Raw genomic sequence first — 14,688 nt, 5'->3', positions numbered from 1 at the left:
GGACGATGCCGCTAAATTGAGCTATCAAGGACGCCACGGCAAGCGTGGCGATCACATCCAACAGCAAAATTTATTCCACTGCGCCGATCAGGCGTACTGCGCCGCCGCGTAACCCGAAGCCCAGGCCCACTGGAAGTTGAAGCCACCCAGGTGACCGGTCACATCCAGCACTTCACCGATAAAGTACAGTCCGGGGCTTTTCAGGGATTCCATGGTCTTGGACGACACTTCCCGTGTGTCCACACCGCCCAGGGTCACTTCGGCCGTGCGATAACCCTCGGTACCTGCCGGCACCAATTGCCAGTTGCCGAGTTTTTGCGCGATGTCGGCAATTTCGGCGTGGGTGTACTGCTTCATCGGCTTGGACGCAAACCAGGTGTCCGCCAGCAGGTTGGCCATCTTCTTGGTGAAGATCTCGCCCAGCAGGGTTTTCAGCTCACTGTTGGGACGCTCGACCTGTTGCTGTTGCAGCCAGGTGTGGGCGTCATGGTCGGGCAGCAGGTTGATTTCCACCGTGTCGCCGGATTCCCAATACGAAGAAATCTGCAGGATCGCCGGCCCACTCAGGCCGCGGTGGGTGAACAGGATGTTTTCGCGAAAGCTCTGGCCGTTACAGCTCACCAGGCAATCCACCGACGTGCCCGACAACTCGCCGCACAAGTCCTTGAGCTGATCGGTGATGGTGAACGGTACCAGCCCGGCGCGCGTCGGCAGCAGTTCGTGGCCAAATTGCTTGGCCACCTGATAACCAAAGCCTGTGGCGCCCAGGGTGGGAATCGACAGGCCGCCGGTGGCGATCACCAGGGATTCACTGCGCAGCTCACCCAGGGTGGTCTGCAACTGGTAGCCGCTGTCGAGCTTGGCGATTTCCTGGATCGAGGTGTCCAGGTGCAGGCTTACGCCGACCTGGATGCACTCGTCCAGCAGCATGCCGAGGATGTCGCTGGACTTGTTATCGCAGAACAGCTGGCCGAGCTTTTTCTCGTGGTACGGCACGCCGTGCTTGGCCACCAGCCCGATAAAGTCCCACTGGGTGTAGCGGGCCAGGGCGGATTTGCAGAAATGCGCGTTGTGCGAGAGGAAGTTGGCCGGCTCGGTATACATATTGGTGAAGTTGCAGCGGCCACCACCCGACATCAGGATCTTCTTGCCGGCCTTGTTCGCGTGGTCGATCAACATCACCTTGCGGCCACGTCCGGCGGCGGTCAGTGCGCACATCAAGCCTGCGGCGCCGGCGCCAATGATCACAACTTCGGTCGAGCGCAAAACGGTGTCCTCATACATGAATCGATACGATCACTGTAGGAGCGAGCTTGCTCGCGAAAAACGTCAACGAAAACGCGTGTTGTCTGGTTAAACGCGGCGCGCTTAGGTTTTTCGCGAGCAAGCTCGCTCCTACAGGGGGGGCGGTGGTGTTCTTACAGGATCCGCACGCGCAACGAACGGCCTTTGATCTTGCCGTCGTTCAAACGCTGCAACGCCTGCTTGGCGATCCCGCGCTCCACGGCCACGAAAGCCTGGAAGTCAAAGATCGCGATCTTGCCGACCTGGGCTCCCGGGATGCCGGCTTCACCGGTCAGTGCACCGAGGATGTCGCCTGGGCGAACCTTGTCTTTACGGCCTGCAGCGATGCACAAGGTGCTCATCTGCGGCAGCAACGGACCACCGCTTTGCGGCTTGAGGTTGTCCAGTTGGTCCCAGTTCAGCGGCGACTTCTGCAGTTGCTCGATGGCCTGGGCGCGGTGCGCCTCGGACGGCGCCACCAGGCTGATCGCAATGCCGGTCTCACCGGCACGGCCGGTACGGCCGACGCGGTGGATGTGGATTTCCGAGTCGCGGGCCAGTTCAACGTTGATCACCATGTCCAGCGAATCAATGTCCAAGCCACGGGCAGCCACGTCGGTAGCGACCAACACTGAGGTACTGCGGTTGGCGAACATTGCCAGTACCTGGTCACGGTCGCGCTGTTCCAGGTCGCCATGCAGGCCGACGGCGGAAATGCCCTTGGCCGTCAGGTGATCCACGGTTTCCTGCACTTGCTGCTTGGTGAAGCAGAACGCTACGCAAGACGCTGGGCGGAAGTGCGCCAACACCTTGGTCACCGCGTCCATGCGCTCTTCCGGCGAGATCTCATAGAAACGCTGCTCGATCTGGTCATCGGAGTGGAACGCTTCGGCCTTCACTTGCTGCGGCGCACGCATGAATTTGGAAGCAAGCTGCTTGATGCTCACCGGGTAAGTGGCCGAGAACAGCAGGGTCTGTCGGCGTGGCGGGGTTTTGCTGATGATGTCTTCGATGGCGTCGTAGAAGCCCATGTCGAGCATGCGGTCGGCTTCGTCGAGGATCAGCGTGTTCAGGCCGTCGAGGACCAGCGAGCCCTTGCGCAAGTGCTGCTGGATGCGGCCCGGCGTGCCGACGATGACGTGGGCGCCGTGTTCCAGGGAAGCGATCTGCGGGCCAAGGGACACGCCGCCGCACAGGGTCAGTACCTTGATGTTGTCTTCGGCACGGGCCAGGCGGCGGATTTCCTTGGCGACCTGGTCGGCCAGCTCACGGGTCGGGCACATCACTAGCGCCTGGCAGCCGAAGTAACGCGGGTTGATCGGGTTCAACAGGCCGATGCCGAAGGCGGCGGTCTTGCCGCTGCCGGTCTTGGCCTGGGCAATCAGGTCCAGCCCCTTGAGGATCACCGGCAAGCTTTGCGCCTGGATCTGCGTCATCTCGACATAACCCAGCGAGTCGAGGTTAGCCAGCATGGCGGCGGACAGGGGCAAAGTATTAAAAGCGGTGGCGATGGTAGTCACGGGACTGGCTCTGCAAAACAAAATGTCGCGCAGTGTAACAGGCCCCCTCGGGTTTATTTGTATGTTCTCGACGAGGCGTAGGGGGCCAGCGGCAAGTTATGAGCTGCAAGCGGCAAGCTTGAAGCTTAAGGCTTGAAGCTTGCCGCTGCCTCAATGCTCAATATGCTGCTCGGGGCTGGCTGCGCGTTTGCCGTCTTTTGGCGACAGTTGCAGGAAGATCGCCGCCGCCAGCATCGCCATGATGCCTACCGTGAGGAAGGTCAGTTGGAACGCGCCGAGTACTGTGCTCACGCCGTCATTGCCGGTTTCGGCGGTAAATCCGCCGAGCAGCGCGCCGGCACACGCAACCCCGAGGCTCAACGACAATTGAGCCACCACCGACAGCAAACTGTTGCCGCTGCTGGCCTGGGCGTCATCGAGGTCAATCAGGGTGACAGTATTCATCGCGGTGAATTGCAGCGAGTTGATCGCCCCGAGCACCGCCAGCATCCCCAGTAGCAGCGGGTAGGGCGTGTGTTCCGTGACCAATCCCATGCTCGCCAGCATGATGCCCAGGGCCAGGGTGTTGCCGGTCAGCACGATGCGGTAACCCAGGCGTTCGATCAGCGGGCGTGCCACGGACTTGGCAAACATCGCCGCCGCCGCCAGGGGCAACATGCTCATGCCGGCTTCCGACGGTGAATACCCCAGCGCCACCTGTAACAGCAACGGCACCAGGAACGGCAGGGCGCCGCTGCCCAACCGCGCAAATAGATTGCCGAGGATGCCCACGGCAAAGGTGCGGGTCTTGAACAGCACCGGCGAGAACAGCGGATTATCGATATGCCCGGCGCGCAGCCAATAGGCTGCCAGACACGCGAGGCCGCCGAACAGCAGCAACATCACGCGCAAGTGCGGCAAGTGCAGTTCGCCCAGGCCTTCCATGGCGATGGTGATCAGCACCATCGCGGCGCCAAACAGCAGGAAGCCGATCCCGTCGAAGCGCGTGCGTTCACTGCCACGCAAGTCGGGGATGAATTTCCACACGGCGTAGCAGCCGATCATGCCCACCGGCAGGTTGATCAGGAAGATCCAGTGCCATGTCAGGTATTGCACCATCCAGCCGCCCATGGTCGGGCCGAGCAACGGGCCGAGCAAACCGGGAATGGTGATGAAGCCCATGATGCGCACCAGTTCGGAGCGCGGGTAAGCGCGCAGCACCACCAGCCGGCCCACGGGCAGCATCAGCGCACCGCCCAGGCCTTGGATCACCCGAGCGCCCACTAGCATGGTCAAGCTGCTGGACAGCGCGCACAGCAGCGAGCCAATGCTGAACAGCATGATTGCGCCGAAGAAGATTTTCTTGGTGCCGAAGCGGTCGGCGATCCAGCCCGACGCCGGGATCAGCAAGGCGACGGTGAGCATGTAGGCGATCACCACCCCTTGCATGCGCAGCGGGTTTTCCGCGAGGTCCCGGGCCATCGCCGGTAATGCCGTGTTGAGGATCGTCCCGTCGAGCGACTGCATGAAGAAGGCAATCGCGACCACCCAGGGGAGCCAGCGGGCGGTCTTGGCATCGAGCGGGACGCGGTTCGGCATGGAAACCCTTTTTGGTTAGCAGGCTATGTGTTGGCGATTATGCGCCATTCGTCGCGCGTTTTCCCACCAGGAAATCCAGCAGTTCACGGTGCACCGCCACGGCGGCTTCGTTGGATTCAAGGTCGAGCAAGTGGCCAGTATGTTCGGCCACAGCGAAACTGCTGCGCCCCACGTATTGCTTGAACAACTGGGCCTCGGCGGCGGGGGTGTATTCGTCGAGGGCACCGTTGAGGAAGTGCACCGGCGTTTCGATCTGACGCAGTGCCGGCAGGTAGTTGCCATCGCCCAAGGCCAACACTTGGTGGATATGAAAACGCGCCTGGCGGTATTCGGTGGTGGCCATGGTCGACAGGTGCCGGTGGTTGTTGCGCTTGAGCCGGGGTGACAGGTATTTGCCCACGGTTTCATTGAGCAAGTGGCCGACGGCGGACTTGTCGTCGGCCTCGATCAATACACGTACGCGTTCCACATAATCGAGCATGGCTTGGTTGAGGTTGGGCGCGAGGGCCATCACCACTGAGCTTTCGATGGAGGGTGGGTTGTGCGCCAGGGTCAGCAACGTCGAGATGCCGCCCCAGGAGGCCGACACCAGGTGGTTGACCTGAAAGCGCTCGACCAGGGCGCGCAGCATCTGCACTTCGTCGTCCTTGGTCACCAGGTCCAGCTCAGTGTTGTGTTCGCGGGAGTAGCCGGAGAACGGCAGATCGAACAGCACCACATTGAAATGCTCGGCCAGGCATTTGCTGGTGCGGGCGAAGGAGCGCGTGGTGGACAGCGCGCCGTTGACCATCAAGACGGTCTTTTTTCCAGAATCGTTTCCTAGCTGCTCAACATGAACGTTGTAGTGCTTGAACAGCTTTTCAATGACAAAACTTCCATGGTTCATGTCAACGCTCCAGCTTGCCCTTCCCGGGCAAGGTCGTGCTCTCGTGGGTGGGGGTGGCGGGATGCCATTAACCCTTATAACGAGGATTCTGGAGGAAAGGAAGGTGTCCTACGGTGGAGGAGAAACGCCTGTAGGAATGCCTCTGCCTACAGGCGTAAGACGCTTACAGAGTAAGCGTCAGGCGTTTTACCAACGCTCCCGGCAACAGGTTGGAGGCGGTGTTGCGCTGGCTGTAGGTGCTGGCCGACAGCAGCAGTTCCCGATCGGCGGTCAGGGCTTCGAGCTGCGAACCGAGCAGGTGGTAGACGCTGTCATCAAAACGCATGGTGCTAACCGGCGCCTTGATCTCGCCGTCTTCCACCCAGAAGGTGGCAAAGCGTGTCATGCCGGTCAGGCGGGCCGCCGGCAGGTCCGAATAGTTCAGGTACCACAGGTTGCTGATGTACAACCCGGTGCCCAATTGCTTGAGGATATCGGCCTGGGCCAGGCTGCCGGCGGCCATCTGCAAGGCACTGGGCGATTCGTCGCTGCTTGCGCCGTTGGTGCTCAAGCCGTATTCGGCTGCGCTGCGCGAGTTGATCAATTGGCCGTCGGCTTTCCCCGCCTTGATCAGCGTGACGTCGCCGCGCGGGTAACCTTCGGTGGAAAACGCCTGGCTCAGGGAGCCACTGATCTGTTCCGCTACCGTCACCAGTGGGCTCAGGGACTGTTCACCGGCGTACAGCTTTTGCAGCGAACTGCCCTTGCTGGCGATGGCCTGGGCGGAAAACCCGCCCCAGGTGATGATGCTGATGATCTCTTCAATCGCCGCCGGGGCGAGGTAGGCGCGGTATTGCCCAGGGGCTAGCTTGTGCAGTGGCCGGCCGAGGAACTCAAGCTGCTCGCGGGCCTGCTGGAAGCGCGCGGCAAACTCGGCGCTGTCCCAGGTGTGCCCGGCGTAGCTGGCTTTCACCGCTTCGCCATTGGCGTGAAACAGGCTGAAATCGAAGTTGAAACTATTGGCCTGGTGCCAGCCGAAGGCGCCCGACGAACTGGCAAAGCCCCGGCTGATGGGGCCGGCCGCATAAAAGCCGACCAGGTCCACGCCGTGGGCGGCCTGGCTGATGTCTTCCAGTACCTGGGCCAGTTCCGGCAGCGGGCGGGTTTGTTCGTTGCTGCTTTGCCAGGCGTTGTGGTTCAGCAGCAGGTACGGGTCTTGTGGCAGCAGCGGCAGGGTTTCGCGCAACTGTTGCAGGCCGTCGGCCAAGCGTTGGCGGTCCAGTTCGGGCTCGCCGGCCAGGGTGATGCCGAGGTCGGCGTGGCGGCCGTCGTTGATCAGTTTCAGGTTGAGACTGGCCTGTTGCACCTGGCCGGCCTGGCGCACCTTGGCGTGATTGAAACGCACGAATTCGGACGCTTCATCCGCATAGCCCAGGTGGAATTGTTCGCTGTCGGTGATGGCGTGCTTGAGCCAGTCCACCAATGCCTTGAAGTTGTTCATCAGGCGTCTCCCCCAAATACGTCGACATCACTGAATACGCAGGCCGGCGACGCATGGCCGACGCGGATCACCTGATTGGGTTCGCCTTTGCCGCAGTTCGGCGTGCCCAGGACCTTGAAGGTGCTGGCGTCACCGACCGCGCTGAGGTTGCGCCAGAAGTTGGCAGAAATGGCGCGGTAGTTGGGGTTCTTCACCACACCTTTCAACTCGCCGTTCTCGATCAATTGACCCCATTCGCAGCCGAACTGGAATTTGTTGCGCGCATCGTCGATGGACCATGAACGGTTGGTCGACATCAGCACACCGTTTTCGATACCGCCGATCAGTTGCGCCAGGCTCTTGTCGCCCGCCTCAATGTTCAGGTTGGCCATGCGGTCGATGGGCGCACGGTTCCAACTGCTGGCCCGGCTATTGGCCACGCCACTCATACCCGAACGGAATTGCGACAGCGCACCGCCCAGCGGCTTGAGCAGCAGCCCTTCGCGGATCAGGAACTGCTTGCTGGCGGGCGTGCCGTCGTCGTCATGGCTGTAGCTGGCGAGTTGCTCGGGGATGTCCGGGTCGAACGTCACGTTGAGCAACTTGGAGCCATAGTGCAGATGGCCGAAGTCGCTGGCCTTCACAAAACTGGTGCCGGCGTAATTGCGCTCGTCACCCAGGATGCGATCCAGCTCCAACGGGTGGCCGATGGATTCGTGGATCTGCAGGATCATCTGGTCAGGCATCAGCAACAGGTCGCGCGGGCCGTTGGGCGTGTTGGGCGCGAGCAGCAGTTGCAGGGCTTCGTCGGCAATGCGTGGCGCGGCACCGACTAGGCCGAAGCGGCTGATCACATCAAAGCCGCCTTGCTGACCGAAGTTGCTGCCGCCGAGGGTGCGGCTCTGGCTGTCGTTGCCGTCGTAAGCGGTCACGTTGACGCCGGGGAACACGAAGCGCTGGGCCTGGCGCAGCTCAGCGCCGGCGTTGTTGAGGTAGATCTGCTCGACGTGGGTCAGGCCGAGACTGACTTCCCAACTCACCAGGCGCTCGTCCTTGGGCACAGCGGCGGATTCGTCGCCCAGCAGTTGGTAGCAGTCGCTCAAGGACGGGAAGGGCTGGTTGAGCTCGGGGGACAGGTAGTCCGCCACATCGCTGGAGACATGCTGGTCGCGCAGGTCGAGCAGGGCGTGGGGCTTGATCAACCGGGCTTGCTGTTCGGCACGCTCAAGGGCGGCTTGCAGGCCGGGCAGGGAAATGTCGTTGGTTGCGGCGTAGGCTTCCACACCGTTGAGACGCACGGTGAGCATGGCGCCTTCGTCGTGGTTCAGGTGGGGTGGTTCGGCGACGTTTTTGCGTACGGCCAGGTATTGGCCGGATTCGCGTACGTAGCGCAGGGAGAAGAATTCGGCGCAGGTGCGCAGGGCTGCGAAGTGTTTTTTCAGCGTGGCATGTTGTTCAAACATAGGGCTAGGCCCTCGCATTTAAAAATGTAGGAGCGAGCTTGCTCGCGAAGAAGGTTAACGATAACGCAGCGTGTCTGATTTAACACGGCGTTCTCGGGATCTTCGCGAGCAAGCTCGCTCCTACAGGCCCATGCGCGGGGTTATTGCGCCGAAGGCCCCACTTCACGCATCGGCTTGCCACGCACTGGCGCATCGCCTGCTACGTAGTAGTCGGCGGTGCTGCGTGGCAGCGGCTGGCGGCCACGGATCTTGTCGGCGATTTTCTCGGCGATCATGATCGTCGGCGCGTTCAGGTTGCCGGTGGTGATGATCGGCATGATCGACGCATCGACCACACGCAGACCCTGCATGCCATGCACGCGGCCTTCGCCGTCCACCACGGCCATCTCATCGGTGCCCATCTTGCACGAGCAGGACGGGTGGAACGCAGTCTCGGCGTGTTCGCGGATGAACGTGTCCAGTTGCTCATCGGTTTGCACGTCGATGCCCGGGCTGATCTCGCGGCCACGGTACTGGTCCAGTGCCGGCTGCTGCATGATTTCACGGGTCAGGCGGATGCCGTCGCGGAATTCTTGCCAGTCCTGTTCGGTGGCCATGTAGTTGAAGAGGATGCTCGGGTAGTCCCGTGGATTCTTCGACTTCAGCTGGATGCGACCACGGCTCGGCGAACGCATGGAACCCATGTGCGCCTGGAAACCGTGCTCTTTCACACCGTTGCTGCCGTTGTAGTTAATCGCCACCGGCAGGAAGTGGTACTGGATGTTCGGCCATTCGAATTCTTCACGGGTACGGATGAAACCGCCCGCTTCGAACTGGTTGCTGGCGCCGATACCGGTGCCGTTGAACAGCCATTCGGCGCCGATGGCCGGCTGGTTGTACCAGAGCAGCGACGGGTACAGCGAAACGGGCTGAGTGCACGCGTATTGCAGGTACAGCTCAAGGTGGTCCTGCAGGTTTTCGCCGACGCCTGGCAGGTCGTGGACCACCGGGATGTCGAGGCTTTCCAGCAGTTTGGCCGGGCCAACACCGGAGCGTTGCAGCAATTGCGGCGACGCGATTGCGCCGCTGCACACCAGCACTTCTTTACGGGCGCGAGCTTCAACGCGCTCTTCGGCGGCGCCGATCAGGTAACGCACGCCCACGGCACGCTTGCCTTCGAACAACACTTTGTCGGTCAGGGCGTGGGTGACAATGGTCAGCGTCGAACGCTTCTTGGCGGTGTCCAGGTAACCGCGCGCGGTGCTGGCACGGCGGCCTTTAGGCGTGACGGTACGGTCCATCGGGCCGAAGCCTTCTTGCTGGTAGCCGTTCAAGTCAACGGTACGCGGGTAACCGGCCTGCACGCCGGCTTCAACCATGGCGTGGAACAGTGGGTTGTTGCCGGCTTTCGGCGTGGTCACGCTGACCGGGCCATCGCCGCCGTGCCAATCGTTCGGGCCGATGTCGCGGGTTTCGGCCTTGCGGAAATAGGGTAGGCAGTCGAGGTAGGTCCAGTTTTCCAGGCCTGGCAATTTCGCCCAGTTGTCGTAATCCATGGCGTTGCCACGGATGTAGCACATGCCGTTGATCAGCGAAGAGCCGCCGAGGCCCTTGCCGCGACCGCACTCCATACGACGGCCGTCCATGTGTGGCTCTGGATCGGTCTCGTAGGCCCAGTTGTAGCGGCGGCCTTGCAGTGGGAAGGCCAGTGCCGCAGGCATTTGTGTGCGGAAGTCAAAGCGGTAGTCGGGGCCGCCGGCTTCCAGCAGCAGGACGGTGACGCCTTCGTCTTCGGTCAGACGTGTCGCCAGGGTGTTACCGGCGGAGCCGGCACCCACAATGATGTAATCGTATTCTTGGGACATTGGATGCACCCTCTTTGAAGTGTGGTCAGGTCAGGCGAGGGCGTTGCCCTCGATCGCCGGCAAGCGGGCTCCTACAGGTCATGCGCAATCCTTGTAGGAGCCCGCTTGCGGGCGATTGGCGGCGCCGCGGTTAGAACACCGAGGCGTAGTCGCCCAGCTCAACCTGTACCGATTTGATGCGGGTGAAGTTGTTCAGCGAGCTGATGCCGTTCTCACGGCCCACACCGGATTGCTTGTAGCCGCCGACCGGCATCTTCGCGTCGGATTCGCCCCAGGCGTTGATCCAGCAGATACCCGCTTCCAGCTGATGAATCACGCGGTGGGCTCGGTTCAGGTCCTTGGTCACAAGACCTGCGGCCAGGCCGAAGTCGGTGTCGTTGGCGCGGCGGATCACTTCTTCTTCGGTTTCGTAGGTGAGGATGCTCATCACTGGGCCGAAGATTTCTTCACGCACGATGACCATGTCGTCGGTGCAGTCGGTGAACACGGTCGGGGCCACGAAGGCGCCTTTGGCGAAGTCGCCGTCGGTCAGGCGGTCGCCGCCGCACAGCAGGCGGGCGCCTTGCTCTTTGCCCTTGGCGATGTAGCCCAGCACGCTTTCCATGTGGGCAAAGCTGACCAGCGGACCGAAGTTGGTGTTTTCGTCTTCCGGGTTGCCGACGCGAATGCGCGCGACACGCTCAACGATCTTGGCTTCGAACGCCGCTTGCAGGTGCTTCGGTACGAACACGCGAGTGCCGTTGGTGCAGACCTGGCCGGAGCTGTAGAAGTTGGCCATCATCGCGGTGTCGGCGGCGCGGTCGAGGTCGGCGTCGTCGAAGATGATCAGCGGGGACTTGCCGCCCAGCTCCATGGTCACGTCTTTGAGCGAAGAGCTGGAAGCGCTGGCCATGACTTTCTTGCCGGTGTCGGTGCCGCCGGTGAACGAGACTTTCTCGATGCGCGGGTGCTCGGTCAGCCAGGTGCCGACTTCACGGCCGCTGCCGGTCAGGACGTTGAACACGCCTGCCGGAACGCCGGCTTCGGTGTAGATCTCGGCCAGTTTCAGGGTGGTCAGCGAGGTGACTTCGCTCGGTTTGAAGATCATCGCGTTACCGGCAGCCAGCGCTGGCGCGGATTTCCACAGGGCGATCTGGATCGGGTAGTTCCACGCGCCAATACCGGCGACCACGCCCAGCGGCTCGCGGCGGGTGTAGACGAAAGATGTGTCGCGCAGCGGGATCTGCTCGCCTTCGATGGCTGGCACCAGGCCTGCGTAGTATTCCAGCACGTCAGCGCCGGTGACGATGTCGACGTACTTGGTTTCGGAGAAGGATTTACCGGTGTCCAGGGTTTCCAGGGCGGCCAGTTCATCGTTGCGCTCGCGCAGGATGTCGACGGCACGACGCAGGATGCGCGAACGCTCCATGGCGGTCATGGCGGCCCAGATTTTCTGGCCTTTTTCGGCGCTGACCACGGCACGTTCAACGTCTTCTTTAGTGGCGCGTTGCACTTGGGCGAGAACTTCACCGTTAGCCGGGTTGATGGCTTCGAAGGTGGCATCGCTGCCAGCGTCGCTGTAGCCGCCGTCAATGTAGAGTTTTTGCAGGTCGAAACGGGCCATAAAGTCCTCGCAAGTGCATAAGTGGTTGGCGTTAACCGCCGAACAGTGGGCCATAAAGGTGTGGCAACACTGAGCGACAGCAGTTCAGGGGTTGAGCGGTTATGTGTGCTCTAACTCACCTGCTTGGCCAATTGGAAATCCATGTATTCGTAAGCGATCCGTTGCGCCTGCTCCGTGTCGAAAGCGTCTCCCGACAGGGCGCCGCGCAACCACAAACCGTCGATCAGGGCCGCCAGGCCTCGGGCTGCTTTGCGTGCGCGCGGCAGCGGCAGCACTCGGCGGAACTGGCAGCACAGGTTGGAATACAGACGTTGATCGTTGATCCGCTGCAACCTGTGCAATGACGGGTGATGCATGCTGGTGGCCCAGAAGGCCAGCCAGGTTTTCATTGCCGGGCCGTTGACCTGGCTGGCGTCGAAGTTGCCTTCGATGATCACCTGGAGGTGCGCCCGTGGGCTGTCATCCTTCAGGGCACGCCTGCGTTCGTGGACGTTCTCGATCAACGCATTCATCAAGTACCGCATCGTCGCGGCGATCAGGCCGTTCTTGTCCTGAAAGTAGTGACTGATGATGCCGTTCGAGACGCCGGCCAAACGGGCGATCAGCGCAATGCTGGCATCTCCCATTCCGACCTGATCGATGGCCGTCAGCGTGGCTTCGATCAACTGCTGGCGGCGTATGGGTTGCATACCGACCTTGGGCATGTAGCACCTCTCCTTAGGCCTGCCGATGGGCGATCAACGTCCGTCGGCTTGAGGGCCAGTCTATTTTGTTTTGATTGAACGTTCAATCAACAAAGAATAAGATCTGCGACAAATGGTCGCGTCCTACAGGTATTTCCTACACGTAGGCACGACATCTGGCACCTGGTTAAACCCCTGAAACGTCCCTGGGCACTGCGCTCACGGGGTGCAGGGATTTAAGGGGTGTCTTTATAACACCCGTCCGTCGACTGCCGAAAAATCGATGTCCCGGGATAACCGTTGCCTTGTGTTTCTCTCTCGCACTGCCCGGAGCATCTGCGCCATGAGTTCTGCCTCTCTTATAAAGACCCCGCCGGAAAAGGTGCGGGTCAACGGTTGGGTGTTCTACACCTCCACCGCGTTGATTCTGTTGTTGACTGCCATCCTGATCATCGCCCCGCAGGAGGCCGGGCGCATGCTCGGTGTCGCCCAGGCGTGGCTGTCGAAAAGCTTCGGCTGGTACTACATGGTGGTCATCGCCGCCTACCTGGTGTTTGTGGTCGGCTTGGCATTTTCCTCCTACGGCAAATTGAAACTGGGCAGCAAGGACGACACCCCGGACTTCAGCTACGGCGCCTGGGCCGGCATGTTGTTCTCGTCGGGTATCGGCATTTCGCTGCTGTACTTCGGCGCTTCCGAGCCGCTGGACCACTACTTCAACCCGCCCGAAGGCGCCGCCGCCAGCAATGGCGCCGCACGCCAGGCGCTGCAATTGACCTTCCTGCACTGGGGCCTGCACGGCTGGGCGATCTATGCCCTGGTCGGCCTGGCCGTGGCGTACTTCGCGTATCGCCATAACCAGCCGCTGGCCTTGCGTTCGGCGTTGTACCCGCTGGTGGGCGAGCGTTGGGTGAAAGGCGCGGCCGGCCACGCAGTGGACGGTTTCGGCATGTTCGTGACCCTGTTGGGCCTGGTGACGAACCTGGGGATTGGTTCGATGCAGGTGTCGTCCGGGTTGGAAAACCTGTTCGGCATGGAACATAGCAACACCAACCTGCTGATCGTGATCATCGTGATGAGCACCGTGGCGACCATCGCCGCCGTGTCGGGTGTGGAGAATGGCATTCGTCGCCTGTCCAACCTCAACATCGTGTTGTTCAGCGGCCTGTTGATCTTCGTGCTGTTGTTTGGCCCGACCTTGCACTTGCTCAACGGCTTGGTGCAGAACACCGGTGACTACCTCAACGGCATCATCCTGAAAACCTTCGACCTCTACGTGTACGAAGGCGACGCCGACAAGACCGAGCGCTGGATGGGCCTGTGGACCCTGTTCTACTGGGCCTGGTGGATTTCCTGGGCGCCATTCGTGGGCATGTTCATCGCGCGTATTTCCCGTGGTCGTACCGTGCGTGAACTGGTGGCTGGCGTGCTGCTGATCCCGCTGGGTTTCACCCTGGCGTGGTTGTCGATCTTCGGTAACTCGGCCTTGGACCTGGTGCTGAACCACGGTGCGGTGGAGTTGGGCAAGACCGCACTGGAACAGCCGTCCATGGCGATCTACCAGTTGCTTGAGCATTACCCGGCGTCGAAAGTCGTCATCGGTGTGTCGATCTTCGTGGGCTTCGTGCTGTTCCTGACCCCGGCGGATTCCGGCGCGGTGATGATGGCCAACCTGTCGTGCAAAGGCGGCAACGTGGATGAAGACGCGCCGCACTGGCTGCGGATCTTCTGGTCGGCGGTGATCACCCTGGTGACCATCGGCCTGTTGTTCGCCGGCAACTTCGAAGCCATGCAGACCATGGTGGTGCTGGCGGGGCTGCCGTTCTCGGTGGTGTTGATCTTCTTTATGTTCGGCTTGCACAAGGCGATGCGCCAGGACGTGGCTATCGAACAGGAGCAGGCGCAACTGGCCGAGCGTGGCCGCCGTGGTTTCAGCGAGCGTTTGACCGCGCTGGACCTGCAGCCGAGCCAAGGCACCGTGCAACGCTTTATGGACAAGCACGTCACGCCAGCGCTGGAGGAAGCGGCGACGGCGTTGCGTGAACAGGGGCTGGAGGTGCAGACACTGCTGGGTAAATCCAAGCGCTGCATCGGTGTGCGCATCGAGATGGAAGAGGGCAACCCGTTTGTCTACGAAGTGAGCCTGGATGCTTACTCGTCGGCACCGAGCGACCTGCCCGAGGAAGAGCGCACGCGTTACTACCGCGCCGAGGTCTACCTGCACAACGGACCTCAGGAATACGACCTGATGGGCTTCGCCCAGGAACAGATCACCCGGGACGTGCTCGATCAGTTTGAAAGCCATCGGCAGCTCCTTGGCCGTGTCTATAGCTGAAGGTTGATCATCCACCTGTAAAACAAAACGCCG

The 14,688-nt window shown here is 61.4% G+C and carries 10 protein-coding genes; 1 reads left to right on the top strand and 9 read right to left on the bottom strand.

Annotation, left to right across the window (positions count from 1 at the left end; all coding sequences use genetic code 11):
- Nucleotides 1-87: 87 nt before the first annotated feature.
- The 9 genes from CI807_RS04120 to betI form a co-directional block, all read right to left on the bottom strand.
- Nucleotides 88-1,266 (bottom strand): NAD(P)/FAD-dependent oxidoreductase, encoded by a 1,179-nt coding sequence (locus CI807_RS04120; protein ID WP_095017497.1) that lies wholly within the window; start codon nt 1,264-1,266, stop codon nt 88-90.
- Nucleotides 1,267-1,418: 152 nt separating this feature from the next.
- Entirely contained in the window at nt 1,419-2,756 is a 1,338-nt protein-coding gene (dbpA, locus tag CI807_RS04115) for an ATP-dependent RNA helicase DbpA (protein WP_232289440.1), read from the bottom strand.
- Between the two features lie 198 nt (nt 2,757-2,954).
- A complete protein-coding gene (gene mdtD, locus CI807_RS04110) occupies nt 2,955-4,382 on the bottom strand; it encodes a multidrug transporter subunit MdtD (RefSeq protein WP_016977771.1) in 1,428 nt (475 codons plus the stop codon).
- A gap of 37 nt (nt 4,383-4,419) precedes the next feature.
- The gene (locus CI807_RS04105; RefSeq protein WP_095013820.1) at nt 4,420-5,268 is read right to left on the bottom strand and encodes an alpha/beta fold hydrolase; all 849 of its coding nucleotides are present in this window, start codon (nt 5,266-5,268) and stop codon (nt 4,420-4,422) included.
- 163 nt (nt 5,269-5,431) lie between these two features.
- Nucleotides 5,432-6,748 carry a TldD/PmbA family protein gene (locus tag CI807_RS04100; protein WP_095013819.1) on the bottom strand — a complete coding sequence of 439 codons (1,317 nt, stop codon included), beginning with the start codon at nt 6,746-6,748 and terminating at the stop codon, nt 5,432-5,434.
- Nucleotides 6,748-8,190, bottom strand: coding sequence for a TldD/PmbA family protein (locus tag CI807_RS04095; RefSeq protein WP_095013818.1), 1,443 nt, complete (start codon nt 8,188-8,190; stop codon nt 6,748-6,750). The genes CI807_RS04100 and CI807_RS04095 overlap by 1 nt, the downstream gene beginning before the upstream one ends.
- Before the next feature lie 140 nt (nt 8,191-8,330).
- Complete coding sequence (gene betA / locus CI807_RS04090; protein ID WP_095013817.1) at nt 8,331-10,034, bottom strand: choline dehydrogenase; 1,704 nt, start codon at nt 10,032-10,034, stop codon at nt 8,331-8,333.
- Nucleotides 10,035-10,164: 130 nt separating this feature from the next.
- Nucleotides 10,165-11,637, bottom strand: coding sequence for a betaine-aldehyde dehydrogenase (gene betB, locus CI807_RS04085; protein WP_016977776.1), 1,473 nt, complete (start codon nt 11,635-11,637; stop codon nt 10,165-10,167).
- 110 nt (nt 11,638-11,747) lie between these two features.
- Entirely contained in the window at nt 11,748-12,341 is a 594-nt protein-coding gene (gene betI, locus CI807_RS04080) for a transcriptional regulator BetI (RefSeq protein WP_016977777.1), read from the bottom strand.
- 379 nt (nt 12,342-12,720) lie between these two features.
- On the opposite strand from betI, the gene CI807_RS04075 reads away from it, so the two are divergent.
- Nucleotides 12,721-14,655, top strand: coding sequence for a BCCT family transporter (locus CI807_RS04075; protein ID WP_256578780.1), 1,935 nt, complete (start codon nt 12,721-12,723; stop codon nt 14,653-14,655).
- The last annotated feature ends 33 nt before the right edge of the window (nt 14,656-14,688 follow it).

This window comes from Pseudomonas sp. NS1(2017), assembly GCF_002269425.1.
Taxonomy (GTDB): domain Bacteria; phylum Pseudomonadota; class Gammaproteobacteria; order Pseudomonadales; family Pseudomonadaceae; genus Aquipseudomonas; species Aquipseudomonas reactans.
Note: the sequence above shows the minus strand (reverse complement) of the source record. Positions and strands in the feature narration are given on the sequence as shown.